The 25762-nt window shown below is 32.0% G+C and carries 24 protein-coding genes; 17 read left to right on the top strand and 7 right to left on the bottom strand.

Annotated features, from left to right (window positions below):
- Positions 1 to 29 precede the first annotated feature (29 nt).
- From AC0608_RS07990 to AC0608_RS08005, 4 genes are read right to left on the bottom strand one after another with little or no spacing between them, the layout of a single operon-like run.
- Complete coding sequence (locus tag AC0608_RS07990; RefSeq protein ID WP_478288707.1) at positions 30 to 764, bottom strand: head GIN domain-containing protein; 735 nt, start codon at positions 762 to 764, stop codon at positions 30 to 32.
- A 16-nt stretch (positions 765 to 780) separates the two neighbouring features.
- Entirely contained in the window at positions 781 to 1845 is a 1065-nt protein-coding gene (locus AC0608_RS07995; RefSeq protein WP_417960191.1) for a hypothetical protein, read from the bottom strand.
- Positions 1829 to 2365 (bottom strand): anti-sigma factor, encoded by a 537-nt coding sequence (locus tag AC0608_RS08000; protein ID WP_417960190.1) that lies wholly within the window; start codon positions 2363 to 2365, stop codon positions 1829 to 1831. Before AC0608_RS08000 ends, AC0608_RS07995 begins: the two co-directional genes overlap by 17 nt.
- On the bottom strand, positions 2362 to 2916 hold the full coding sequence (locus AC0608_RS08005) for an RNA polymerase sigma factor (RefSeq protein WP_417960189.1): 555 nt from the start codon (positions 2914 to 2916) through the stop codon (positions 2362 to 2364). Before AC0608_RS08005 ends, AC0608_RS08000 begins: the two co-directional genes overlap by 4 nt.
- A gap of 309 nt (positions 2917 to 3225) precedes the next feature.
- On the opposite strand from AC0608_RS08005, the gene lon reads away from it, so the two are divergent.
- The 13 genes from lon to AC0608_RS08070 all read left to right on the top strand — a co-directional run bounded on the left by lon (position 3226) and on the right by AC0608_RS08070 (position 17093).
- The gene (lon, locus tag AC0608_RS08010) at positions 3226 to 5676 is read left to right on the top strand and encodes an endopeptidase La (RefSeq protein WP_478288708.1); all 2451 of its coding nucleotides are present in this window, start codon (positions 3226 to 3228) and stop codon (positions 5674 to 5676) included.
- Between the two features lie 167 nt (positions 5677 to 5843).
- Positions 5844 to 6863, top strand: a complete 1020-nt coding sequence (porQ, locus tag AC0608_RS08015; protein ID WP_478288709.1) for a type IX secretion system protein PorQ — start codon at positions 5844 to 5846, stop codon at positions 6861 to 6863.
- 37 nt (positions 6864 to 6900) lie between these two features.
- Positions 6901 to 7596: a (d)CMP kinase gene (gene cmk, locus AC0608_RS08020; protein ID WP_478288710.1), complete on the top strand. Its 696-nt coding sequence runs from the start codon at positions 6901 to 6903 to the stop codon at positions 7594 to 7596.
- A gap of 72 nt (positions 7597 to 7668) precedes the next feature.
- On the top strand, positions 7669 to 8925 hold the full coding sequence (locus tag AC0608_RS08025) for a nucleoside permease (RefSeq protein ID WP_417960185.1): 1257 nt from the start codon (positions 7669 to 7671) through the stop codon (positions 8923 to 8925).
- A 376-nt stretch (positions 8926 to 9301) separates the two neighbouring features.
- On the top strand, positions 9302 to 11080 hold the full coding sequence (gene rpsA, locus AC0608_RS08030; RefSeq protein ID WP_478288711.1) for a 30S ribosomal protein S1: 1779 nt from the start codon (positions 9302 to 9304) through the stop codon (positions 11078 to 11080).
- Positions 11081 to 11402: 322 nt separating this feature from the next.
- Positions 11403 to 11957: a fasciclin domain-containing protein gene (locus AC0608_RS08035; RefSeq protein WP_478288712.1), complete on the top strand. Its 555-nt coding sequence runs from the start codon at positions 11403 to 11405 to the stop codon at positions 11955 to 11957.
- A gap of 754 nt (positions 11958 to 12711) precedes the next feature.
- Positions 12712 to 13251: a bifunctional pyr operon transcriptional regulator/uracil phosphoribosyltransferase PyrR gene (gene pyrR / locus AC0608_RS08040; protein ID WP_417959723.1), complete on the top strand. Its 540-nt coding sequence runs from the start codon at positions 12712 to 12714 to the stop codon at positions 13249 to 13251.
- Positions 13252 to 13297: 46 nt separating this feature from the next.
- Positions 13298 to 14224: an aspartate carbamoyltransferase catalytic subunit gene (locus AC0608_RS08045; RefSeq protein ID WP_417959724.1), complete on the top strand. Its 927-nt coding sequence runs from the start codon at positions 13298 to 13300 to the stop codon at positions 14222 to 14224.
- A gap of 73 nt (positions 14225 to 14297) precedes the next feature.
- Positions 14298 to 14630: a ribonuclease Z gene (locus AC0608_RS08050; RefSeq protein ID WP_417959725.1), complete on the top strand. Its 333-nt coding sequence runs from the start codon at positions 14298 to 14300 to the stop codon at positions 14628 to 14630.
- Between the two features lie 86 nt (positions 14631 to 14716).
- Complete coding sequence (locus AC0608_RS08055; RefSeq protein WP_478288713.1) at positions 14717 to 15622, top strand: ribonuclease Z; 906 nt, start codon at positions 14717 to 14719, stop codon at positions 15620 to 15622.
- A gap of 123 nt (positions 15623 to 15745) precedes the next feature.
- Positions 15746 to 16297, top strand: a complete 552-nt coding sequence (locus AC0608_RS08060) for a 1-acyl-sn-glycerol-3-phosphate acyltransferase (protein WP_478288714.1) — start codon at positions 15746 to 15748, stop codon at positions 16295 to 16297.
- A 221-nt stretch (positions 16298 to 16518) separates the two neighbouring features.
- Positions 16519 to 16845: a hypothetical protein gene (locus AC0608_RS08065; RefSeq protein ID WP_478288715.1), complete on the top strand. Its 327-nt coding sequence runs from the start codon at positions 16519 to 16521 to the stop codon at positions 16843 to 16845.
- Between the two features lie 38 nt (positions 16846 to 16883).
- Positions 16884 to 17093: a hypothetical protein gene (locus AC0608_RS08070; RefSeq protein ID WP_478288716.1), complete on the top strand. Its 210-nt coding sequence runs from the start codon at positions 16884 to 16886 to the stop codon at positions 17091 to 17093.
- Between the two features lie 338 nt (positions 17094 to 17431).
- Here AC0608_RS08070 and AC0608_RS08075 read toward each other — a convergent pair whose 3' ends face one another.
- A complete protein-coding gene (locus AC0608_RS08075; protein WP_478288717.1) occupies positions 17432 to 17908 on the bottom strand; it encodes a helix-turn-helix domain-containing protein in 477 nt (158 codons plus the stop codon).
- A 311-nt stretch (positions 17909 to 18219) separates the two neighbouring features.
- Here AC0608_RS08075 and AC0608_RS08080 point away from each other — a divergent pair, with 311 nt between their 5' ends.
- The 4 genes from AC0608_RS08080 (at position 18220) to AC0608_RS08095 (ending at position 23138) form a co-directional block, all read left to right on the top strand.
- Positions 18220 to 19374, top strand: a complete 1155-nt coding sequence (locus tag AC0608_RS08080; RefSeq protein WP_478288718.1) for a M14 family metallopeptidase — start codon at positions 18220 to 18222, stop codon at positions 19372 to 19374.
- Between the two features lie 76 nt (positions 19375 to 19450).
- Positions 19451 to 19930 (top strand): Lrp/AsnC family transcriptional regulator, encoded by a 480-nt coding sequence (locus AC0608_RS08085; protein ID WP_072943262.1) that lies wholly within the window; start codon positions 19451 to 19453, stop codon positions 19928 to 19930.
- 96 nt (positions 19931 to 20026) lie between these two features.
- Positions 20027 to 22612 (top strand): phosphoenolpyruvate carboxylase, encoded by a 2586-nt coding sequence (locus AC0608_RS08090; RefSeq protein WP_478288719.1) that lies wholly within the window; start codon positions 20027 to 20029, stop codon positions 22610 to 22612.
- Between the two features lie 10 nt (positions 22613 to 22622).
- Entirely contained in the window at positions 22623 to 23138 is a 516-nt protein-coding gene (locus tag AC0608_RS08095; RefSeq protein ID WP_417959734.1) for a DinB family protein, read from the top strand.
- A gap of 1 nt (position 23139) precedes the next feature.
- On the opposite strand, the gene AC0608_RS08100 is transcribed toward AC0608_RS08095, so the two are convergent.
- Entirely contained in the window at positions 23140 to 23616 is a 477-nt protein-coding gene (locus tag AC0608_RS08100; protein ID WP_417959736.1) for a DNA-deoxyinosine glycosylase, read from the bottom strand.
- 9 nt (positions 23617 to 23625) lie between these two features.
- Entirely contained in the window at positions 23626 to 25737 is a 2112-nt protein-coding gene (gene recQ / locus AC0608_RS08105; RefSeq protein WP_478288720.1) for a DNA helicase RecQ, read from the bottom strand.
- Positions 25738 to 25762 lie beyond the last annotated feature (25 nt).

Raw genomic sequence — 25762 nt, forward strand, 5'->3', positions numbered from 1 at the left:
ACACCTTATATAATTTACTTTTTGGAGAATTAAGTTCTTGATATAGCACCTGAGCCATTCACTTTGGTGTCTTTTTTCTTTGGATCACCTGTGTATTCAATATCTCCTGAACCAGAGACTCTGGCGTGTAGGCTTTCGCTGCAGAAAACTTTACTGTCTCCCGAACCATAAACTGTAATCTTTGCGTTTTTAGCTTTCAAATCACTTGCATCAATGTCACCAGAACCATTTAAATCACTATTGAAATTTTCCGTTTTCCCGGTTAGAACAATATCTCCTGAACCACTTAAATTAACATTAAAGTCATTAGTTTCAACATCTAATTTCATATCACCTGAACCGGTTAATTTAGCTGAAAATGATTTCGATTTAATACTGTTTTTAGTTAGGACATCACCTGAGCCAATCAAAGAAACTTGATTAATGTTTTCGAAAGGGACAGTTATGATAATTTGGCTTCCTTTGCTGGTACTGATATATTTGTTCTTTTCTGTAGAGATTTTTAATACTTCATCAACAACTTCAACTTTAATGTAAGGCAATAAATTATCTTCTCCTTTTATAGTAATGTTTCCTTCCTTTCCAGAAACTAATTCGACATCAAAAAAACCTATTATTGAAATTCCATCATAAGAAGCCGTTGTTCTTTTTTCAGAAATTACTTTACCATTTCCTTTTATTTTTTGATTAGACGGCCCTTGCGCATAAGTCATTGTCGTTAGTAATAGTGAACAACTAACAAATAATTTGATTGAAATTTTCATAAGTTAAGATTTAAGATTATTGTTTTTTCAGTAGTATTACATTTCCGTATTCTGAAAGTATAGATACATTATTGACTCCTTTTTTCTTATAAAAACCACTGTATTTTTTTAAGTTATTTGAGTCTTCTTTAGAATTTAATTCTAAATCATTGTCATATTTAAAATTGGCATATTTTACGGTCACATAAAAGTCAAAAGCATAATTAGCATCAAATCCAATGTTCAATCCGGTGTACCCCGCCGCAATAGTTACAGTATTGGCTTTTGCATTTATAGTTCCAATAGTAACATTGCTGTATTTTGTGGACAGTTTTAAAGTATTGGATAATTCACCTATTTTGAGTGTTAGATAATTTCCGGTTGCGTCTAATGATTTTACATTCTGAATTTTAATATTTCCATATTTACTGATGTATTTAATAATATCACTTTCTTGAATGTCTACATCCGTATAATCAGAAGCCAAATCGAGTTTTGTTACTTCTCCAATTTTTAAATTCGAATACTTTGCCGTAATAGTTGCATTTTTTAAAAATGAAATACTTGAGTTAGAACAATATTCTACTAGGATGTTACTGGAGTTTCCAGTTAATCTGCCTAGAGCTATTTTACCATATTTACATTTAATTTCTGCTTCAGCGAACAAATCCGATGTAGTGATATTTCCATATTTATTATGGAGTTTTACACTTCCATTTTTTGGTATTTTGAGCGTATAATTGATCTGAAAACTATTGTTTTTACCATTACTCTTATAACTGGAGTTTCCTAAAATAGTTTTTGCAGTAATCATCCCTTTCAGCGGAATTATAGCAACATCAATATCGTTGATGCGTTGGTTGACCCAGTTTTCGTTGTCACCACTCACTTTTATGATAATATCCAATTCGGTTTTATCTTCATCCCAAGTTGTTACTGAAATAGTACCGTATGAGTTATCGATATAAAGACCCGCATCCGAATTTACGAAATAGGTTTTTTTAATGGTTTTTTGTTGAGTATGGATGTAATCCGGATCATTTGAAAATCCTACAAATGGAATTAAGACTAATAATAGGAGTAGTTTAAACTGTTTTTTCATCAAATATGTTTTTTAATTTTTCATTGTTTTCAATGTGTAACAATACATTTTGTAAAAAAGAAATTCGTGTTTGAAGATTGCTGATCATCGCATAAATAATTTGTTTACTTTCTCCATTTGTTTCTAATTCCTTAATTATTTTTTCATAATCACTATCTAATTTTCTCATTTGTATGAGCGCATCTGAAATTATTTTTTCATTTTCAGGAGATTTTTTCGCTCTTATTTTCTCTAATTCATTTTCAATTAAAACGGTAAAAATAGAATCTGTTTGTTTAGTTTCTTTCGACGCAAATTGCAATTCTTCTGTTTTCTCAGGAGTAGTATTAAAGATTGAAAGTCCTAACATAACTACAATAGATGCAGCGATTCCAATAGAAACGAAACTTTTCCAATGCGATTTTTCGGATTTTAATTTTTTTACAAATCGTTCCTCATGATTGCTTTCAAGAGTCTCGATATCCCATTGATTCTCAAATTTGTCAAATAATTTGTCTAGTTTTTTATTTTCCTTTTTCATATTTCCTCTAGTTTTTTTCTTAAACAATCCCTGGCTCTGCTCAGTGTAGTTCTGCAATTAACATAACTGATATTAAGTATTTCGCTGATTTCTTCCTGATCATAACCTTCGATAAAAAAAAGAGTCAGTACCATTCTGTAATTGTATTTTAGGGAGTTTATGACCTCTAAAATTTGTTTTACTTTTAGCTCATTGAAATTTATAATTTCAGTTAAAGCGCATTCCTTTTCTTCAATATTATAAAGTATAGTATTAAAGTCTTCTGGTTTGAATTGATTGTTTTTTTTGTAAAAATCGATACTACAGTTCACCACTATTCTTTTTAACCAAGCCCCAAAAGCAACTTCTTGTTTATAGTCATTAATCTTAGTGAATGCTTTTAAAAAACCTTCCTGCATTACATCTTCAGCAAAATGAACATCTTTGACAATCCTAAAGGACACATTATACATCGCTTTTGCATAGCGATTGTAAACTTCACACTGTGCTTTTTGATTTTTTTGCCTGCAAAGCAAGATTAATTCTTCGATATTATAGTTGGTTAAACTCAAACAGCTGATTTTAGTTTATTACAAAGACTCTATGTTTTTACGTTTGTTACACTTTTATAAAATTAAACTATATTTTTTCTTTTGATGTGTTCTGAACTGTTTTATTAGGCTATTGTTTGTTGTTTCTTAAATATCACTTTCTAAAGGGAAATAGGATGAAAATATTATATTTTGGCACAGAGATTGACTTATTTATGGTTATTCAAATATTGAGGATTAAAGATAGATTTTATATAAAAAGACTACTTTGAAACCATATATTTGCTTAAATAATGAAATTTTTAATGACAAAAAGACTCAAATAATTATATGTCAAATCATAAAATACTTACTATTGACAATCTGTCACTTCAAGAATTTGATTCGGAAGCAGATTTAATTCCCCTTTTGACTCCTGAAGACGAGGAGGAAATGAACAATGAAGCATTACCGGAATTATTAGCTATTTTACCACTTCGAAATATGGTTTTATTTCCCGGAGTTGTGATACCCATTACTGCAGGAAGGGATAAATCAATCAAATTAATCAATGATGCTAATGCCGCTGGCAAAATTATTGGTGTTGTTGCTCAAATAAATGAGGAAGATGAAGATCCAACTAAAGATGATATTCATAAAATAGGTACTGTAGCCCGTATTTTGCGTGTGCTTAAAATGCCTGATGGAAATGTAACCGTAATTCTTCAAGGAAAAAAACGGTTTGAGATTGATTCTGTTATTGGAGAAACACCTTATATCACTGCTAAAATTAAGGAAGTCCCTGAAAAAAGACCTAAGAAAAACGATACTGAATTTGTTGCCATCCTTGACTCAATTAAAGAATTAGCGATTCAAATTATTAAAGAGAGCCCAAATATTCCTAGCGAAGCAACTTTTGCAATAAAAAATATTGAAAGTCAATCGTTTCTGGTCAATTTTGTGACATCAAATATGAATTTGTCTGTTAAAGAAAAACAAGACTTATTAGCAATTAATGAGTTGAAAGAAAGGGCTCTAGAGACGCTTCGATATATGAATATTGAGCTGCAAAAGCTCGAATTAAAAAACGATATTCAATCAAAAGTTCGATTCGATTTAGACCAGCAACAACGCGAATATTTCCTTCATCAACAAATGAAAACTATCCAGGAAGAATTGGGTGGCGTTTCTCAGGAAGAGGAAATGGATGAAATGGTGCAAAAATCTTTAACCAAAAAATGGGACGAGAAAACCAAGAAACATTTTGACAAAGAACTGTCTAAAATGCGTCGCATGAATCCACAAGCACCTGATTTTGGGATTCAAAGAAACTATTTAGAGTTGTTTTTAGAACTGCCTTGGGACGAGTACTCCAAAGATAATTTTGATTTAAAGAGAGCACAAAAAATTCTGGACAGAGATCATTTTGGTCTTGAAGATGTTAAGAAAAGAATGATAGAACATTTAGCGGTTTTAAAATTGCGAAATGATATGAAGTCTCCCATTATTTGTTTGACAGGACCTCCGGGAGTAGGAAAAACCTCCATTGGTCGATCTATCGCAGAAGCATTGGGTCGAAAATATGTTAGAATTTCCCTTGGTGGTTTGCGGGACGAAGCGGAGATTCGCGGACACAGAAAAACATACATTGGTGCTATGCCGGGTCGAATCATTCAAAGTTTGAAAAAAGCGGGAACCTCAAACCCAGTTTTTGTTTTGGATGAAATCGATAAACTATCAAATAGTAATCAAGGCGATCCATCATCAGCATTACTGGAAGTTTTAGATCCGGAACAGAATAATTCTTTTTATGATAATTTCCTTGAAATGGGGTATGATTTGTCAAAAGTGATGTTTATTGCTACGTCTAATAATATGGCTGCCATTCAACCTGCGTTGAAAGACAGAATGGAAATCATCAAAATGTCAGGGTATACAATTGAAGAAAAAGTAGAAATTGCGCGTCAGCATTTGTTTCCAAGACAATTGAAAGAACATGGTATGACTACAAAAGATTTGACTATTGGAAAAAAACAACTAGAAAAAATTGTTGAAGGATACACGCGTGAATCTGGGGTACGAGGTTTAGAAGCTAAGATTGCTCAAGTGATTCGTAATGCGGCTAAATCTGTTGCGATGGAAGAAGAATATAACAAAAAAGTAACAGACGCAGACATCATAAAAACATTGGGTGTCCCAAGGTTAGAGAGAGATAAATACGAGAATAATGATGTTGCCGGAGTAGTAACTGGTTTGGCTTGGACCTCTGTTGGAGGTGACATTCTTTTTATAGAATCGTTGCTTTCGCCAGGAAAAGGAACCATGACCATAACTGGAAATTTAGGTACGGTTATGAAAGAATCTGCAACCATTGCTTTAGAATATATCAAAGCTAATGCGAAATTTTTAGGGTTGGATTCAGAGATATTATCAAAATATAACATTCACTTACACGTTCCAGAAGGAGCTACTCCTAAAGACGGGCCAAGTGCGGGAATTGCAATGTTAACTTCATTAGTATCATTGTTTACACAAAAAAGAGTGAAGAAAAACCTTGCCATGACAGGAGAAATTACCTTGCGTGGGAAAGTGTTGCCAGTAGGCGGAATCAAAGAAAAAATTCTGGCAGCTAAAAGAGCTAATATTAAGGAAATTATTCTGTGTCAGGAGAATAAAAGTGATATTGATGAAATAAAACCAGAATACCTTGAGGGGCTTTCCTTTCATTATGTGAAAGAAATGAGTGAAGTCTTGAAATTTGCTTTGACTGATCAGAAAGTCAAAAATGCTAAGGATTTGTAATAGAAACAAGTTCTGAATTTAAAAATCCAACTTCCAAAACTTGATATTCAAGAAAAGGGATTTGGATTTTTTTATTTGTAATTATAAGTTTCAAAGTTGCAATTTATTTTATTTATAATTTTATCTTCGCCTTTGCGTTTTACCATTCGTAAACTGCACTACAAAGCATGCTCAAAAAACTTTTATTATATTCGTTTCTTTTAGTCTTTGCTGTGTCTTACAGCCAAATAGGAGGGAAGTATGCCTATCAGTTTTTGAACTTAGTGACTTCGCCAAGACAAGCAGCATTGGGTGGAAAAGTGATTACAATTTATGATGATGACGTTAATCAAGCTCATTTTAATCCAGCAACCATAAATGCAGAAATGGACAATCATTTGGCTTTAAATTATGGAAGTTATTATAAAGAAGTCACATATGGTACCGCATCCTATGCTTACACATACGATCGTCATTTACAAACCTTTCAGGCGGGAGTAAATTATGTTAACTATGGTAATTTTGAAGGATATGATGAAAATGGACAGCCTACAGCATCATTTACCGGGAGCGAAATAGCGCTTTCTGTTGGGTATGCCTATAACATTCCTTACACCGACATTCATATTGGTGCCAGTGCAAAATTGATATCTTCCAGCTTAGAAACCTATCATTCATTTGGAGGAGCTTTAGATATAGGAGCTTTATTTATAGATGAAAAAAATGATGTAAACTGGGCATTAGCCATTCGAAATATTGGAACTCAATTTTCTACATACAATGGTACCAATGAAAAACTGCCGCTAGAAATTATTGCTGGAGTATCTCAGGAATTAGAGAATGTACCCATTCGCTGGCATCTTACGGTAGAGAATTTGCAACAATGGAATATTGCTTTTTCGAATCCTGCCAGATCAGAATCGTCCTTTAATGGAGAATCAACTGAAGAGAACGTTTCATTTGTAAATAATGCGTTGCGACATGTAATTGTTGGGGTAGAACTCTTTCCTAAGAAAGCATTTAACTTGCGAGTGGGATATAATTTTCGACGAGCCGAGGAACTACGATTACTGGAACAACGCAATTTTTCAGGCGTTTCATTGGGATTTGGTCTTAAATTAAATAAATTAAAATTCAATTATTCGTATTCCAGATATACATTAGCTGGAAATACAAGCCTATTTGGATTAACGGTTAATTTTCAATAATGATTTTGATATAACACAGAACTTTAAATTTTATATTTTGAATAAAAAAATTACTATCGCCATTGACGGTTTTTCATCCACAGGAAAAAGTACTTTAGCCAAACAACTAGCAAATCATTTAGGATACGTCTTTGTAGATACCGGAGCGATGTATCGTGCCGTAACATTTTTTGCGATGCAAAACGGATACATCAGTACTGAATTCTTTGATAAACAAGCCTTAGTTAGTACTCTTTCAAATATAAAAGTGCAATTCAAATTCAATATGGATTTGGGTTGTGCCGAAATGTATTTGAATGATGCAAATGTTGAAGCTGAAATCAGAAGGATAGAAGTTTCTAATTTTGTTAGTAAAGTAGCCGAAGTCTCTGAAGTTAGAGCCAAACTGGTGGAACAACAAAAACAAATGGGGAAAGACAAGGGAATTGTAATGGACGGAAGAGATATTGGTACTGTAGTTTTTCCCGAGGCGGAACTTAAAATATTTATGACGGCCAGTGCAACTACAAGAGCAAGAAGGCGTTATGATGAGTTGGTAAAAAAAGGAGATTGTGTCACTTTTGAAGAAATATTGACTAATGTAGTAGAGCGTGATTACATTGATACCCATCGAGAAGATTCGCCTTTAGTAAAGGCAGAAGATGCGGTAGAAATAGATAATTCACATTTGTCGCGTGAGGAACAATTTGAGCTCGTTTTAGAATTAGTAAACGGAATTACTAAAACGATATAATTAGTTGCCAATCTCATTTTTAATAGTAGATTTACGCCCTGTTAATTTTTAAAAAATAAAACAATTCATCTCATGGGAATTAAGAATAGATTGATAATAATGAACTTCCTTCAATTTTTTATTTGGGGATCATGGTTACTCACTATTGGAGCTTATTGGTTTAATAATAAAAACTGGTCAGGAACTGAGTTTGGAATCATTTTTTCAACTATGGGAATTTCATCTGTTTTTATGCCTGCACTAACAGGAATTATTTCAGATCGATTTATAAATGCTGAAAAATTGTATGGTTTGCTTCATTTTCTAGGCGCATGTGCTTTGTTTTACTTGCCGCAAGTTGATAATCCTACTACCTTTTTTTGGGTAATGTTAGTCAATATGTTTTTCTATATGCCAACGATTTCTTTATCTATTACAGTTGCTTACAATGCCTTAATTGCTAAAGACAGGGATGTGGTGAAAGATTATCCACCAATTCGGATTTGGGGAACAATAGGTTTTATTGTTGCACTTTGGGTAGTTAGTTTGACCCACAATGAGACTTCAGCGAATCAATTTTATATTGCTGGAATAGTTTCATTTTTATTAGGAATTTATGCTTTTACACTGCCTAAATGTCCGCCGATGTGCAAAGGGGAGAAAACAACATCATTTGTAAATGCTTTAGGATTGAATGCTTTTGAACTGTTTAAACAACAAAAATTTGCTATTTTCTTTATCTTTTCGATGTTATTAGGAGCTGCTTTACAATTGACAAACGCCTATGGAGATACTTATATTCATGACTTTGCTACTGTTGATGCGTATAAAAATACTATTGCAGTTAAGTATCCTGCTATAATCATGTCGATTTCACAAGTTTCAGAAACCTTATTTATATTAGCGATTCCATTTTTTCTTAGAAAATTTGGTATTAAATATGTGATGTTGTTCAGTATGTTGGCTTGGGTGTTGCGTTTTGGACTCTTTGCTTTTGGGAACCCTTCAGATGGATTGTGGATGATTATAATGTCTTGCATTGTTTACGGAATGGCTTTTGATTTCTTTAATATTTCTGGATCTTTATTTGTAGAAACACAAACCGATTCGAAAATTAGAGGCAGTGCGCAAGGGTTATTTATGATGATGGTGAATGGTTTTGGTGCCTTGATAGGCAGTTTTGCCAGCGGATATATTATACAGAAATATTTTACTTTAGCAGATGGAAGTAAAGAATGGCAGAGTATATGGCTAACATTTGCTGGATATGCATTGGTGCTGGCTTTAGTTTTTCCTTTTGTTTTTAAATACAAACACGATCCAAAAATAGTTGAAAAATTAAATCACTAAACATTTTTTTTAAATAATTCTTACCCGATACCAATCCCAAGCTATCGGGTTTTTTAGCTAAAAATTATTGTAAAATTTGAATAATACCTTTAAATTATATGTGATCATAGTAGTGTGAGGAGATTATTACATAAGGGATAGCGATACTATAAAAGTGATGTAAAGCTTTGTTGCTGGAAGTCAATTGTTTATTGTTTTTTAATTATTTGTTTTCTTGTTTAAAAAGCTTGACAAGTAAATAAAGATATAGTATCTTTGCAGACCTTTTGGTGAATAGGAGTTTCCTTCAGGGTTCAATTAATTATACAAACAACTTCTGTTGTTTTCTATCACAGTAAGAAACTCGAGAGAATACAGAATACAAATTTTAATCAGCATGTCTGAACAAGTAAAATCACAAGAAGAGTTTTTAGCAAATTTTAACTGGCACAATTTCGAAGAAGGTATTGATGCAGTTGATCAAAAAAACTTAAAAGAATTCGAAGAACTAGTTTCAAAAACATTTATCGCTACAGATCAAGAAGAAGTAGTTGATGGAACAGTTGTTAGAATTACTGATAGAGACGTTATCGTTGATATCAACGCAAAATCGGAAGGTGTTATCTCATTGAATGAATTCCGTTACAACCCAAACTTAAAAGTAGGTGATACTGTAGAAGTATTGATTGACATCCGTGAGGATAAAACAGGTCAATTAGTATTATCTCATAGAAAAGCACGTACTATCAAATCATGGGATAGAGTTATTTCGGCTAACGAAACAGGAGAAATCGTTAATGGTTTTGTAAAATGCAGAACTAAAGGGGGTATGATTGTTGATGTTTTCGGAATTGAAGCTTTCTTACCAGGATCTCAAATTGACGTTAAGCCAATTAGAGATTATGATGTATACGTGAACAAAATGATGGAATTCAAAGTAGTGAAAATCAACCACGAATTCAAAAATGTTGTTGTATCTCATAAAGCGCTTATTGAAGCAGATATTGAAATCCAGAAAAAAGAAATCATCGGTCAATTACAAAAAGGACAAGTATTAGAAGGTGTTGTTAAAAACATTACTTCTTATGGTGTCTTTATTGATTTAGGTGGAGTTGATGGATTGATTCACATTACTGACCTTTCTTGGTCAAGAATCAACCACCCATCTGAAGTATTAGAATTAGACCAAAAATTAAATGTTGTAATCCTTGATTTCGATGACGAAAAAACAAGAATACAATTAGGATTGAAACAATTAAACGCACACCCTTGGGATGCTCTTGATGCTAAATTAGCAATTGGAGACAAAGTAAAAGGAAAAGTAGTTGTAATCGCTGATTACGGTGCTTTCATCGAAGTTGCTGAAGGTGTTGAAGGTTTAATTCACGTTTCTGAAATGTCTTGGTCTACTCATTTACGTTCTGCTCAAGATTTCGTAAAAGTAGGTGATGTTGTTGAAGCTGTTATCTTAACATTAGATAGAGATGATCGTAAAATGTCATTAGGTATCAAACAATTGTCTCAAGATCCTTGGACTGATATCATTTCTAAATACCCTGTAGGTTCTAAGCATTCAGGTATTGTTAGAAACTTTACAAACTTTGGAATTTTCGTAGAACTAGAAGAAGGAATTGATGGATTAATTTACATCTCTGACTTATCTTGGACTAAGAAAATCAAGCATCCATCAGAATTTGTAAATGTTGGTGAAAAACTTGATGTAGTTGTATTAGAATTAGATGTTGATGGTCGTAAATTATCTTTAGGTCACAAACAAACTACTGCTAATCCTTGGGATCAATATGAAGATTCTTTCGCTGTAGGAACGATCCACAACGGTGAAATTTCTGAAATTGTTGACAAAGGAGCTACTGTAGAATTCGGAGATGATATCGTTGCTTTCATTCCTACTCGTCACCTTGAAAAAGAAGACGGAAAGAAATTAAAAAAAGGTGATTCAGCTGATTTCAAAGTAATCGAATTCAACAAGGAATTCAAAAGAGTAGTTGCATCTCACACTGCTATCTTCCGTGAAGAAGAAGAGAAAAATGTGAAAGCAGTTTCTGAAAACACTTCATCGAACTCATCTAATAATGCACCAGCTGCAACTTTAGGAGATAACAATGATATGTTAGCTGCATTGAAAGCTAAAATGGAAAAATCAGAGAAAAAATAATTTCTTCAAATTTTTTTAATATAGAAAGCTCCGCAAATTGCGGAGTTTTTTTTTGCTTTATTTTTAGGAGCTGAACATTTCAATTTTCCATTCCGAATCTTCCGGCTATTTGCAGTATCTTTTTATTGTGTACAAATTCTATTTTAAGAATCAACCTTTGAGTAATACAATAAAAAGGACACTAGCTGTCATCGGGGCTAATCATAACTAATATCTATTTCATCTCATTCAAAAAAATTAAATTTTAAAAATAACATCATTTTTTAAAACCAAACGTAATTAAACACCGTAAATGAAATATATAACTTAAAAAATAGATTTTATGAAAACTAGAAAATTATTATCAATTGCATTATTTACAGTAGTTTTAGGAGCAACCTCATTCGCTCAAAAAAGTGTTATGGTAGGTGGAGCAGCAATGTATCCCTCTAAAAACATTGTTGAAAATGCGGTAAATTCTAAAGATCACACAACTTTAGTTGCGGCAGTAACTGCAGCCGGTTTAGTTGAAACATTACAAAGTAAAGGACCATTCACCGTTTTTGCCCCAACAAATGCCGCGTTTGACAAATTACCAAAAGGTACAGTTGAAACATTATTGAAACCTGAAAATATTAAAATGTTGCAAACAATACTAACATACCATGTTGTTGCAGGAAAAATGAATGCTTCAGATATTGCAAAAGCTATTAAAATGGGAAAAGGAAAAGCGACTTTAAAAACAGTTAGTGGTGGAACTTTAACGGCTTGGATGAAAGGTAAAGATTTGTATATTACTGATGAGAACATGAACAAAGCTAAAGTAACAATTGCCGATGTAAACCAATCTAATGGTGTAATTCACGTTATTGATGCAGTTGTTTTACCAAAAAAATAATTTTTGATTAGAGGTTGCTATTTTGTTAATCGAAAAAGCCTTGCAAAATGCAAGGCTTTTTTGTGTTTCAAACGAAAATTTGAAAATTATTCTGCTTATTTTCTTCCAAAAATCTTGCTGATAATAAAAACGATTATGGCAATAACTGCTACAACTATAAATATACCAACACCTACGCCGGCTTTAAATATTCCTTCTATTAGGGAACAACTTGAAAATGCTATTAATACTATTAGAAGCATCAATAGACGGGTTATTTTTTTTTGCATAATTATTAAATTTAGGTTAGAATGTAAAATTAATATTTTAAGTAAGTTATTTGTTACACAATTATTTGATTTTATTATGAAATTTAGACCTTAAAAATTTTGAATTTTTTTTAAATGCAATAATTAAAAATAAAAGTAATACAAAAAAAATATATTTTTTAATTTACTTGTTTTTATTTAATTCAAAATTTTGAATATGATTGCCGTACTTTTAATTTGAAAAAAAAACTATTAAAATAGCTTAAGGCTTTTTTAGAAAGTCGGAGCACTTTTTGGTTATTGATGGGATTTACACTGTAACTATGCAATCTTGATTCTGTAAATAGTGGCTTAAAGAACCATAAGCAACTGCCTTTAAAATAAATTTGCGTAAACTGACGGTCATTTCATTGAGTAAATACTAAATGGTGCTATTTTGTCATGTTATAATTATAAAATCATAAATTGGAATTTGTATATTTGCCAAACCAAACCACATAATTACTATGAGTCAAAAAGTATTACTTACTGCAAAAGAAGTTACTATCATATTACATCGTTTGGCCTGTCAATTAATCGAAAAACACTTAAATTTTTCAGATACAATATTAGTTGGAATTCAACCCAGAGGTGTATTTTTGGCGGAACGCTTGAAACAAATTTTAGAAAAAGAATACCAAACTCCTGAAATCCAATTAGGGTATCTTGATATCACCTTTTTTAGAGATGATTTTCGAAGAACCGATAAACCATTGGAGGCAAATAAAACCAAAATTAATTTTATTGTTGAAAATAAAAAAGTAATTTTCATTGATGATGTTTTGTTCACGGGACGCAGCATTCGATCCGCTTTGACTGCAATTCAATCATTCGGAAGACCTTCTGAGATCGAACTTTTGGTTTTAATAGACAGACGTTTCAGTCGTAATTTACCAATTCAACCAGATTATAGAGGAAGACAAGTAGATGCAATAAACAATGAGAAAGTGAAAGTGAGCTGGAAAGAAAATGATGGCGAAGATGGCGTGTATTTAATTACAAGTTAGATTGAATTAAAAAGCCAACTATTAAAAATTATAATCGTAAATAAAAATGAAAGAATTAAGCGTAAATCATTTATTGGGGATAAAATACATTAATGCGAATGATATTGACCTGATTTTTGAAACTGCCGATCATTTTAAAGAAGTCATCAATCGACCAATTAAGAAAGTACCTTCGTTACGAGATATTACCATTGCTAACATTTTTTTCGAAAATAGTACTCGAACAAAACTTTCTTTTGAATTAGCCCAAAAACGGTTATCTGCTGATGTAATAAGCTTTTCTGCGGCACAATCTTCTGTCAAAAAAGGAGAAACATTAATCGATACTGTAAATAATATTCTTTCGATGAAAGTAGATATGGTAGTTATGCGGCATGCAAATCCCGGAGCTGCCTATTTTTTATCCAAAAACGTAAAAGCTAGTATTGTAAACGCAGGCGATGGTGCACATGAGCATCCAACACAAGCCTTATTAGACAGTTATTCCATTAGGGAAAAGCTAGGTGAAGTGAGGGGTAAGAAAGTAGTTATAGTAGGTGATGTTTTGCATTCTAGAGTAGCTTTATCTAATATTTATGCTTTACAAATGCAAGGTGCCGAAGTTAAAGTTTGCGGACCTAAAACACTTATCCCAAGGTACATAGAATCACTTGGTGTTACTGTAGAACCTGATTTAAGAAAAGCACTCGAATGGTGTGATGTTGCAAACATGTTGCGGGTACAAAATGAGAGAATGGATGTTAATTATTTCCCGTCTACAAGAGAGTATGCACAACAATATGGAGTGGATAAGACCCTTTTAGACTCTCTTAATAAAGAAATTACAATCATGCATCCCGGACCAATTAATCGTGGCGTTGAGATTACTAGTGAAGTAGCTGATTCACACCAATCGGTAATTTTAAATCAAGTAGAAAATGGTGTAGCAATTAGAATGGCAGTTATTTATCTTTTAGCATCAAAAATTCAATAAATTAATATAAAACTTTGTAAATTAGCTATTTATAAATTAATCTGTTGCAGTACAGATTTTGAAATCTAATCCAATGAAAGTAGATCAAAAAGGACACACAATAACTATAAGGGATACACAGGGTGATTTTACTTCTTTTTTAATGAAGGTTACCCATCAATATAAAACATTTGAAAAGCACAATATCATGATAGATCTTTTGTTGCATAAAGACTTATCGGCAAATGATATTAAGCTATTTATGCCTTTATCTAAACAGCATAAAAAATCTAAAAAGTCATTTGTTATTATTACTTCAGATTTTGATTATAACGCCGTTCCTTCTAAATTAACAGTTGTTCCTTCTTTATTGGAAGCCCGTGATATTATTGAAATGGAAGAGATTGAAAGAGATTTAGGTTTTTAAATTGCTGTAAACCCTTCAATTAATTCATCTAATTAATTACCCAATAACCGATCAAGCGGTGAAACAAATAACCGAATATTTAAAAATTGAAACTAACAATCCTTGGTTGCTATGCCGCAACGCCCCGAACATTTACTAATCCTACTTCCCAGGTTTTAGAAATAAAAAATAGACTTTTTCTAATTGATTGTGGAGAAGGAACTCAAGTGCAATTGCGGAAGAATAAAATTAGATTCTCTAAAATAAATCATATTTTTATTTCTCATTTGCATGGTGATCACTTTTTTGGATTAGTAGGACTGGTTTCTACATTTACTTTATTAAATAGAACTACTGATTTGCATATTTATGGACCAAAGGGAATCAAAGAAATCATTAAGCTTCAATTGCGATTGTCTAATTCCTGGACGAATTACGGTTTATTTTTCCATGAATTAGAATCTCTAGAAAGCGAAATTATTTTTGAAGATGAAAAAGTTTTAGTAAAAACGATTCCATTAAAACATCGTGTCTACACCAATGGTTTTTTATTTCAAGAAAAAATTGGCGATCGAAAACTTAATTTAGATGCAGTTCAAAATTATGAAATCGATACCTGTTACTATCAAAAAATAAAAAATGGAAAAGACATCACGCTAGAAGATGGAAGAATTATTCAAAATGCGGACCTAACATTTGATCCCATCCCAGCCAAAAATTATGCTTTTTGTTCTGATACGGTTTTTAATGAAGCCATGCTAAAACATATAGAGGATATAGATGTTTTGTATCATGAATCTACTTTTCTACAATCTGAGGAGAATCTCGCAAAAAAAACATTACACTCTACTGCTAAAGATGCGGCAACGATTGCTTTGAAAGCGAATGTAAAGCAATTAATTCTAGGACATTATTCCACTCGATATGAAAGTATTGAATTGTTTAAGGAAGAAGCTGAAACTATTTTTCCACAGGTTCTTTTAGCTGATGATGGAAAAAGTTTTGAGTTTTAAACAAAGAAGCCAACTTTCAGCGTGTAAAATTTAAAATTAGATCTTATATTATTTAAAATCAAATATTAATTTTAAATTTTCTGCTGTTGTCTAGTTATCTATTGTGTGATAAATAATAAATTAATGAAGAAACAATTTTACAAATGGATATTTTTCAGGCTGATGGGTTGGAAAATAGTTGGTTCTATTGATGAAGGCATCAAAAAATGTGTGATGATGGTAATGCCTCACAGTAGTGCACATGATTTTTATTTGGGAATTTTTACCCGTGGAATAACCGGATTAGAAATGAATTGGGTTGGAAAAAAAGAATTGTTTCGTTTTCCATTTGGATTTTATTTCAAATATATGGGTGGAGAACCATTGGATCGATCTGGGGGATTGAATAAGGTAGAGTCTATTGCAGCTATTTTTCAAAGAAGAGAAATTTTTCGCTTGGCTGTTGCTCCTGAAGGAACTCGTAAAAAAGTAAAGGAACTTAAAACGGGATTTTATTACATTGCCTTGAAAGCAAATGTTCCAATAGTTCCAGTAGCTTTTGATTTTGGTAAAAAGGAAGTTAATCTAGGAAGCCCAGTACATCCCACAGGAAACTTAGAAATGGATTTAATGGTTTTAAAAAAGCATTTTAAAACAGTTATTGGAAAAATCCCTGAAAACGGATACTCATTTTAAAAAAGTCTATAAGGAGTAAAAAAATAAAACTAAAAGCATTCTTTTTTCGGAAGTATAATTAAATCTCTAGAGCGTATACTGTAAAGAATTTATTTATTTTCTTTGCTTTTTTGATACTCTTTTTTACTTGCTGCCATAATAATGATACTGATAGCGCTCCTTCATAAGCTTCTTTAGTAACATCAAGTAACTCATCAGGAAAAATAACATATTTAAATCAATTGGCTACTACACCAATGGTTAAATCGTTTACAGTAGGATCCCTCGATGCAGAGGGAATTTCGTATGATAGTCAGAAAGATGCTGCTACTTTAGCTTCAAGAACGAACAATCGACTAGAAACGTTTACTGGCTTAAAAACAGCACTTACTGCTAGTACCGATAATTTGATGTTATCATTAAGTAGTCTAATGGGCGAATTTACAAACGCACGTGAAACTGCTTTATCAGGCGATATAGTAGTAGTAGGCCAGGATCAATTAGCTTCTAATGAATTAATAAATAAACTTTTTTTTGTAAAAAAAGTACTGCATAATATTCATTACTAAAAACATTCACAACTGATTTTAAACTTTGGGGCATTCACATGGATGGGAGTGATTTGTATGCTGTAACTGATTTAACAGGTGATATTATTCAATTTAAGAACTTTATGTCTAATGTGTCAGGTTCTATTTCAGCAACAAAACGCGTAACTGTTGCAAGTTTGACTCGTACACATGGAATTACATATTCAAATTCAGATGATGTTATGATTATAACAGATGTTGCAAGCGCAACTTCAGCAACCGATTGAGGGTTAGTAATTATAAAGAATTTCTCTAGCGTTTTTGCTTCAACTCTAGCAGCTGGAACAATTGGATTAACTAATCAAATTAAAGTTTACGGATTAAATTCACTTTTGGGGAATTCAGTAGATGTTGCTTATAATAGTGTTACAAAATATATTTACGTAGCGGAAAGGCTTAATGCTGGTGACCAAGTATTTACGTTAGCTATCCAATGGCATCGGGCGATTTTGCACTGCTAAATGTTAGAGCTGAAGCAGGTGTGACTTCAGTTTTTATTCTTATAAAATAAAAATAGACTACGCCTATAAAAACCCTCAATTTGAAAATCTGAATTGGGGTATTTTTATTCTGGAATGTAACTTTTAAAAGTCCCATCTTTATAAAAGATCACAATTTTATCAATCGCTTTAGAGGTAGATTCTTTTATTATATTTTGGCTTTCAATCTTTTTATTTTCAAAAGAGGGAATTTTAATGCTATTTTCTATTTTTGAGAATAAATTTTGAGAAACATTTTCAGTATTTAATGAATCAGGAATATTTCCTATTGTAGATTCCTCAATTTTTTTTTCTTTTATATCAAACTCTTCCTGATTTTTTGGAAAGGTCCCTTTTCCATTTAAAATCCAATACAAATCTACATCAGGAAAAACATCTAAAATTTTAAGAATGAAATCCAGACTGGGCTTATTTCTTCCAGATAGGAGGTGAGACAAACTGGAACGTTGTACGCCTATTTTATCCGCAAAAGAAGAAGCATTTAAACTGTAATAATCCAGTATAATTTCTAATCTTATTATGAAATCTTCTATGTTTACCATTGTAAATTAATGTTAAAGGTGTTCTATTTACAAATGTAATCATAATACTTCGTATTAGCAAAATTACAAGTGTAAATCGTATTTAAATTATTAAAAAATATAAAGTAATATAGTATGTAATAATACTTAAGTTTCTGATATATAATTTAATAAACTACAATTTTAATATGTATAACAATTGTCAATTGGGAGGGTGTGTTTAAAGTGGTAGGGCGGTAGTTAGGTGTTTACATCGTTAAATAATTTAAATAACTGTCGATTTACAAATGTAATTATAAAGATGTTTACTTTTGTAAATCAAATAAAACATCATGAATTTAGAACAAGTATTTAAGCAATATAAAGAAGAATCAATTTATGGTCGTTACATTACTTTAGATTCGATTGAACCATTATTACAAAAGCTAAATTCTAATAATCAACTTAGAATTGTTGGAAGATCGGTTTTGGGAAAACCTATCTATTCGTACGTGATTGGTGAAGGTAAAACTAAAATTTTACTATGGTCACAAATGCATGGAAATGAAAGTACTACTACCAAAGCATTAATTGACTTTCTGAATGTATTGAATAGCGGTTCAGAAATAGCCAGGCAATTTTTAAATGCTTTTACTTTTTGTATTATCCCAATGCTAAATCCTGATGGCGCAATTTTATATACTAGAGAAAATGCCAATAAAGTAGATTTAAACAGGGATTCTCAAGATCTTACACAGCCTGAGAGCAAGGTGCTACGAGAAGTTTTTGAAACTTTCAAACCCGATTATTGTTTTAATCTTCATGATCAACGTACTATTTTTGGTGTGGGTGATACAGGTAAATCTGCTACTTTATCTTTTTTAGCGCCTTCCTACAACCAAGAAAGGGAGATAAATGAATCTAGATTGAAAGCGATTGATCTCATTGCTGGAATTAATGAAAAAGTACAAGAGTACTTGCCGAATCAAATAGGGCGTTTTGATGATTCGTTCAATATAAATTGTATTGGAGATACCTTTCAATATTTAGGAGTTCCTACATTATTGTTTGAAGCAGGGCATTTTGCACATGATTATGAAAGAGAACATACACGTAAATACGTTTTCATGGCATTGGTTTCTAGTTTTACTTTACTTTGCGAAAACGTTATAGTTAGCAATGGAATTAATAAATATTTGAGTATTCCTCAAAATAAAGTCGTTTTTTGTGATTTTATGTATAAAAACATCAAAATAAATTATGATGGTATCGAAATTATCACCAATTTTGCGGTGCAATACAAAGAAGAGCTAATTGATAATCAGATTGTTTTCAATGCCTATGTTACACAAATAGGAGATTTGGATAATTATTTTGGTCATTTTGAATATGATGCGAAAGGAGCTTTATACAAAGATGGCCGAGATGACATTCCCAAATTGAATCAAAAAGCTGATTTTTATTTAGATAATGACATAAAAATTGTTAATGGGATGATAAAAATATAATATTTTTGTCTTTTTGTTGTTTTTATGTATATTTTTATACTTTGTTTTAGTGATTAATAATATTAATTTAAGAATTATGAGTAAGTTTCGTTTAGATGAAGTAGATCACCAGATTTTAGATATGCTGATAGACAATACAAGAGTTCCATTTACGGATATTGCTAAGAAATTATTAATTTCAGCAGGAACCGTACATGTTAGAGTAAAAAAAATGGAGGATGCGGGAATAATTATGGGATCTTCATTAGTACTTGACTATGACAAATTAGGATATTCTTTTATTGCTTACGTAGGTGTTTTTCTAAACAATACGTCTCAAACAAAATTTGTTTTAGAACGAATTAACGAAATTCCGTTTGTAACAGTGGCTTCTGTGACAACTGGAAAATTCAATATATTTTGTAAAATTAGAGCGAAAGACACTAAACACGCCAAAGATGTTATCTTTATGATTGATGATATTGATGGGGTTTATAGAACAGAAACTATGATTTCACTTGAAGAGAGTATAAATGACAAGAAGCGTTTGATGCATACTATTTTTAAAAATATGTAATTAATCTTGAATGCGCTATATTTTAAATATAACCTCAAGTTAATTCTTGGGGTTTTTTTATGACAAATTAACTAAACCAACTACAACCAAATTATTATGTATACATTACCTAAAATAGAACGTTTTAATCAAGATGTTCTCTCTAAATACCATATTTATAATAGTGTCTTTATTACATTGCCTTTTGATTCTATAGATAACACTGGAGTTCTACTTCCATTGTTTACAGATGTTTGTGAAATGGGTTTTAAAAAGCAAGAAACGCCTAAAGAAATTGTAAATTTCTTTGCTCAAAGATACTTGCAAAGTGCCTCTGAAACAGAAAAAATAGATTTGATGTTTCGGTTTATTCAATATATCGAACGTCAAATTGTCCTGTTTGATGCGATTGAAGATGCGGCTTTTCCAGTAGTTAATAATATGGAAGGAAGAGGTTCGCTTAGAGATATTAAAGAAAAGTCAGATGCTAAAGATAAAGAAGAGGAGTTAATTGATTTTCTGGAGGGTTTCAATGTAAGAACGGTTTTAACGGCTCATCCTACTCAGTTTTATCCAGGGGCTGTTTTAGGTATTATAAATGATTTAACGGATGCTATCCGTAAAAACAACCTGCTTGATATTAAGCAATTATTAGCTCAATTAGGTAAAACCCCTTTTATTCAAAATGAGAAACCAAATCCGTATGATGAAGCAGTAAGCTTAATCTGGTATCTTGAAAATGTGTTTTACCATACTTCTGGAGAAATGGTACATTACCTTCAGAAAAATATTTTTAATGGAAATTCTATAAAAAACCCATTGATAAAACTTGGATTTTGGCCAGGGGGTGACCGTGATGGGAACCCATTTGTAACAACGGAGATAACTTTGAAAGTAGCAGAACGTTTGCGAACGTCTATTTTAAAGTGTTATTATATAGAAATGAGAAGTCTAAAAAGAAAGTTAACTTTCTATGGTGTAGACACTTTGGTAACAGAGTTAGAACAAAAACTTTACAGGTCTGTTTTTTATTCTAAAGGTGAAATTTTCATCACTTTGGATGAATTTAAATCACAGTTGAATAAAATTAAACAAATAATAATTGATCAACATCAATCGTTATATTTAGATGAAATCGAAGGACTTCTTATAAAAGTTAATCTGTTTGGATTTCATTTTGCGTCTTTAGATATTCGACAAAATAGTAAAATCCACGACGCTGTGTTTAGCGATGTTGTTGCATTTTATTTAAAAAATAATACTACTGTTTTTCCTGAAAATTACTTTGAGTTGACGGAAGAAGAAAAATTCACTGTTTTATCTCAAGTAAGTGGGAATCTCGATTCAAATATTTTTGAAAATGAAATGACCCGTTTGACAATTGAATCCATTCAGGCTATTAAAACTATTCAGGGAAACAATGGTGAGTTTGGGGCGAACCGCTACATTATAAGCAATAATGAAAGTGCGCTTAATGTAATGGAAACCTTTGCGTTATTTCGTTTGAGCAGTTGGGAAGATCCATCGGTAGATATTATTCCGCTTTTTGAATCTGTTGATGATTTACAAAATGCGCATGAAATCATGGAGAAATTATATACGAATCAATCATACGCAAAGCATTTAATCAATAGAAATAATAAGCAAACAATCATGCTTGGTTTTTCTGATGGCACAAAAGATGGGGGGTATTTAATGGCTAACTGGAGTATTTACAAAGCAAAAGAAGCGCTTACTGCAATTTCTAGAAAATATGGTATAAAAGCAATTTTCTTTGATGGTCGTGGCGGACCGCCTGCACGTGGTGGTGGTAAAACACATAAATTCTATGCTTCGTTGGGTCCAAATATTGAAAACAATGAGATTCAGGTTACCGTACAAGGACAAACGATTAGTTCTAATTTTGGAACTTTGGATTCTTGTCGCTATAATTTAGAGAATTTATTAAGTGCTGGTGTAACCAATCAAGTATTTAGTAAGGGACAAAATGAATTGACTGCTGACGAAAAAGATATTTTAGATCAATTGGCAGGTTTGGGTTACGAGAAGTATTTGAGTTTCAAAAATCATCCTAAATTCATTCCTTATTTGGAGCAAATGAGTACTTTAAAGTACTATGCTAAAACAAATATAGGAAGCCGCCCTTCTAAAAGAAGCAAATCAGAACATTTAGATTTTGCGGATTTAAGAGCGATTCCTTTTGTAGGCTCTTGGAGTCAATTGAAACAAAATGTACCAGGATTTTTTGGAGTCGGTACGGCGCTAAAATATTTTGAAGATACCAATCAGTGGAGTAAGGTTCAAGATTTATACGATGATTCGTTGTTCTTTAAAACCTTACTGGAAAACAGTATGATGTCATTGGCAAAATCATTTTTCCCATTAACAGCCTATATGAAAAAGGACCCTCAATTTGGAGAATTTTGGCAAATTATTTATGATGAATTTTTAGAAACGAAACGATTGCTTTTAAAAATTGCAGGTCATAAAGAGCTTATGGAGAATTATCCTGATGGTAAAGCATCGATACAAATAAGAGAGCGTATTGTATTGCCATTGTTGACTATACAGCAATATGCTTTGTTGCGTATAAATGAAATAAACAAAGAAGAACAACCGGATGAAGCATTAATAAAAGTGTATGAGAAAATTGTTACCCGTTCTTTGTTTGGAAACACAAATGCTAGTAGAAATTCAGCTTAAAAAATAAAAAATGATATCAACACAACTACCAATAAATGAATATGCTGCTTTTTATTCTCCATATATAGAAGCTTTGGGAGAAGTGCAATTGATGGAAGAATTAGAAATTTCTTTACATGATTTTATCCGTTTTGTACAAAATATACCAATGGATAAATTTGATTACCGATATGCTGAAAGCAAGTGGACAATCAAGGATATTATTCAACATATAATTGATACAGAACGAATATTTGCTTATCGTGCGTTGCGTATATCTAGGAATGATACAACACCATTACCTGGTTTTGATGAAAATCATTATGCAATAAATACGGATGCCAATACTAGAAATATTCAAGAGTTATTAACCGAATTTTCAGCAGTTCGCCATGCGACTTTATATCTCTTTAAAAGTTTTTCGGAGGAACAATTTAAGAGAATGGGTATAGCCTCAAATGCAAGTGTGTCAGTAAGAGCTATTGGGTTTATTATGATTGGACATCAAAAACATCATCAAAAGATTTTTGAAGAAAGATATTTGTAATTTATTTAAAACAAGTTGACCAGATTTTTAGCTTGTTTTCAAAAGGCATTGTATTAGCAGGGCTAGTAGAAGGCATCACATAATACGTGATGCCTTTTAATTGTCCAAATTTTTTTAGAAAATATTTATGACTTTCTTTTCCGTTAAAAATGATGGTAGTAATTCCGGGGAATTTTTTAAACAATGTTTCAAAATCATTTTCTTTTTGATTTTTAATATGAATATCCAGACTTCCTTTTCGTTCACAATTTTTTAGAACATCCCAAAGTCCAATATTATTTGCCTGGAGGAATTGTATTTTTTCTTCGAAAACTTCTGCAATTGGTAAGTTATCTAATAGCGCATACATTATTTTCCAAAAATGATTTCTTTGGTGCGCATAATATTCCTGTTTTTCCAGTGATGCGATGCCAGGAATTGTTCCTAAAATCAAAATTTCGGTTTGAGAATTTACGAAAGGTGGAAATGAACTAATCATATAATATTTTTAAAATACTGCATTTTCTTTTTCTAATATCGCCAATGCTAACCGGATTTTTCCATAATCTATTTTTTCTTCAAAATAATCAAAATAGGGCTTTAAGGTATTGGGTGATTCCAGTTTTACTTGCGCTTCGGCAACTTGCACAACTTCTTCTTTAGAGACAAATGAATCCAAATCTATTTCGGCTCCATCAACATAGAGTTTTGCTAAATGAGACATGATCGTACTTAATCCTAATTTTCTTTTTTGCGCAATTTCATCGACTGACAGTCCGTTTTTGTAAAGTTCTAATGTTTCTTTGTAAGTAGTGGCTTCTTTCTTTTTTCTGACAACTTTAGAGGTATTAAAATCAATAATCGCTTTGATAAAAACAGTCCCATATTTTTCCATTTTTGCTTTTCCAACACCATCAATTGCGAGTAATTCGGTATCGCTCATAGGTCTTTCAGTTTCCATTTGACGTAAAGCAGCATCACTAAAAATTACATATGCAGGAACCGATTCGTCTTTAGAAATTTCGTAGCGCAATTTCCGTAAGGTTTCAAAAAGTGAATTTGTTACTGATTTACTTTTCGTTTCTTTAACTTCTTGTTTCTGAATATTGATTTTTTGAACCGTGGTTAGTTGTACTTTTTCACCTTCAAATAAAACTTTTTTCGCAAAGGCTGTTAATCTGATTTTGTTTTGTTGATGAAAAGCGATTTCACAATAGCCTAAATTGATCAATTGTATCAAATATTGATTCCAATCATACCAAGAAAGATCAACTCCAACGCCATACGTTTTTAGGTTTTGGTATTCTTTTTCGTAAATGTATGCATTTTTGGATCCACGTAAAAAGTCAATAATTACAGGAAGTGGTTCTGTTTCCTGTAAACGTATCACTGCAGATAATGCTTTTTGAGCAATCACAGTTCCGTCAAAAAATAATGGCGGATTCTTGCAAATATCGCAATTCCCACAGTTTTCTGTAACGAGTTCTCCAAAATAGGAAAGCAGTATCTTTCTGCGACAACTCAAGGCATCGGCGTATTGTTTCATTCGCTCCAGCTTGGCCAATTGTACTTCGGCATTCAAACCTTGAGAAGCAAATTTTTGCAATTGAATTACATCTCCATAACTTTCAAATAATACCGTTTCTGATGGCAGACCATCGCGACCGGCACGACCAATCTCTTGATAATATCCTTCAATGTTTTTAGGTAAGTTATAATGAATTACCCAACGTACATTTGATTTGTCAATTCCCATACCAAAAGCAATTGTGGCACAGACTACTTTACAATCGTCGTTGATGAACTGATCTTGGGTATTGGACCTTATTTTAGTATCTAAACCTGCATGATACGCTTTAGCACTAATTCCCGATTTTTGAAGTTTATCAGCGAGTTCTTCAGTGGTTTTTCTGCTTAAGCAGTACACTATTCCAGATTCATTTGGCTTTTCTTGGATAAAATCTATTATTTGTTTTACACGGTCTAAAGCAGGACGTACTTCTAAACTGAGATTTTTTCTATCAAACGAAGCTACAAATACCTTAGGATTTTTTAAATTTAATTGTTGGCTAATATCCTTACGCGTAGCTTTATCAGCTGTAGCAGTTAAAGCTAATATTGGAGTAGAAGGGAAGCGGTTTTTGAGATACCCTAAATTAGTGTACGCGGGACGAAAATCATGTCCCCAAGTCGAAATACAATGTGCTTCGTCTATAGCAATCAGACTTATTGTTAAGCTATTGAAAAGATTGTCCAGAAAGGACAAGCTTTCCGGGGCAATGTAAACTAACTTAATTATATTGGATTTTAGATTTTCAATATAAAATTGTCGTTCTTCTTCGGTTTGACTGCTGTTGATATAACAAGCTTCTATTCCATTTGCTTTTAAACCATCAACTTGATCTTTCATCAAAGCAATTAGAGGTGAAATTACGATTGTAATTCCTGGAAAAATAAGTGCAGGCAATTGAAAGCAGATTGATTTACCGCCACCAGTTGGCATTATTGCTAAAGTATCGTGCCCGGAAAGCACACAATTAATTATATCTTTTTGGTTGGGTCTAAATTTTTCAAAACCAAAGTTTTCTTTTAGTTTGGCGTGTAAACTTTGATTTGTCATTTTGGCGTATATTTAAATCTTAAAG

The organism is Flavobacterium sp. GNP008, assembly GCF_056428965.1.

What these genes read in the sequence shown, in the direction of transcription:
- recQ (WP_478288720.1), bottom strand. Translation starts at nt 25,737, where the DNA reads ATGACAAATCAAAGTTTACACGCCAAACTAAAAGAAAACTTTGGTTTT.
- AC0608_RS08090 (WP_478288719.1), top strand. Translation starts at nt 20,027, where the DNA reads ATGTATACATTACCTAAAATAGAACGTTTTAATCAAGATGTTCTCTCT.
- AC0608_RS08050 (WP_417959725.1), top strand. Translation starts at nt 14,298, where the DNA reads ATGAAAGTAGATCAAAAAGGACACACAATAACTATAAGGGATACACAG.
- AC0608_RS08025 (WP_417960185.1), top strand. Translation starts at nt 7,669, where the DNA reads ATGGGAATTAAGAATAGATTGATAATAATGAACTTCCTTCAATTTTTT.
- AC0608_RS07995 (WP_417960191.1), bottom strand. Translation starts at nt 1,845, where the DNA reads ATGAAAAAACAGTTTAAACTACTCCTATTATTAGTCTTAATTCCATTT.
- AC0608_RS08100 (WP_417959736.1), bottom strand. Translation starts at nt 23,616, where the DNA reads ATGATTAGTTCATTTCCACCTTTCGTAAATTCTCAAACCGAAATTTTG.
- AC0608_RS08075 (WP_478288717.1), bottom strand. Translation starts at nt 17,908, where the DNA reads ATGGTAAACATAGAAGATTTCATAATAAGATTAGAAATTATACTGGAT.
- AC0608_RS08000 (WP_417960190.1), bottom strand. Translation starts at nt 2,365, where the DNA reads ATGAAAAAGGAAAATAAAAAACTAGACAAATTATTTGACAAATTTGAG.
- pyrR (WP_417959723.1), top strand. Translation starts at nt 12,712, where the DNA reads ATGAGTCAAAAAGTATTACTTACTGCAAAAGAAGTTACTATCATATTA.
- AC0608_RS08035 (WP_478288712.1), top strand. Translation starts at nt 11,403, where the DNA reads ATGAAAACTAGAAAATTATTATCAATTGCATTATTTACAGTAGTTTTA.
- AC0608_RS08070 (WP_478288716.1), top strand. Translation starts at nt 16,884, where the DNA reads ATGGATGGGAGTGATTTGTATGCTGTAACTGATTTAACAGGTGATATT.
- lon (WP_478288708.1), top strand. Translation starts at nt 3,226, where the DNA reads ATGTCAAATCATAAAATACTTACTATTGACAATCTGTCACTTCAAGAA.
- AC0608_RS08045 (WP_417959724.1), top strand. Translation starts at nt 13,298, where the DNA reads ATGAAAGAATTAAGCGTAAATCATTTATTGGGGATAAAATACATTAAT.
- AC0608_RS08095 (WP_417959734.1), top strand. Translation starts at nt 22,623, where the DNA reads ATGATATCAACACAACTACCAATAAATGAATATGCTGCTTTTTATTCT.
- AC0608_RS08085 (WP_072943262.1), top strand. Translation starts at nt 19,451, where the DNA reads ATGAGTAAGTTTCGTTTAGATGAAGTAGATCACCAGATTTTAGATATG.
- AC0608_RS08080 (WP_478288718.1), top strand. Translation starts at nt 18,220, where the DNA reads ATGAATTTAGAACAAGTATTTAAGCAATATAAAGAAGAATCAATTTAT.
- AC0608_RS08060 (WP_478288714.1), top strand. Translation starts at nt 15,746, where the DNA reads ATGAAGAAACAATTTTACAAATGGATATTTTTCAGGCTGATGGGTTGG.
- porQ (WP_478288709.1), top strand. Translation starts at nt 5,844, where the DNA reads ATGCTCAAAAAACTTTTATTATATTCGTTTCTTTTAGTCTTTGCTGTG.
- rpsA (WP_478288711.1), top strand. Translation starts at nt 9,302, where the DNA reads ATGTCTGAACAAGTAAAATCACAAGAAGAGTTTTTAGCAAATTTTAAC.
- AC0608_RS07990 (WP_478288707.1), bottom strand. Translation starts at nt 764, where the DNA reads ATGAAAATTTCAATCAAATTATTTGTTAGTTGTTCACTATTACTAACG.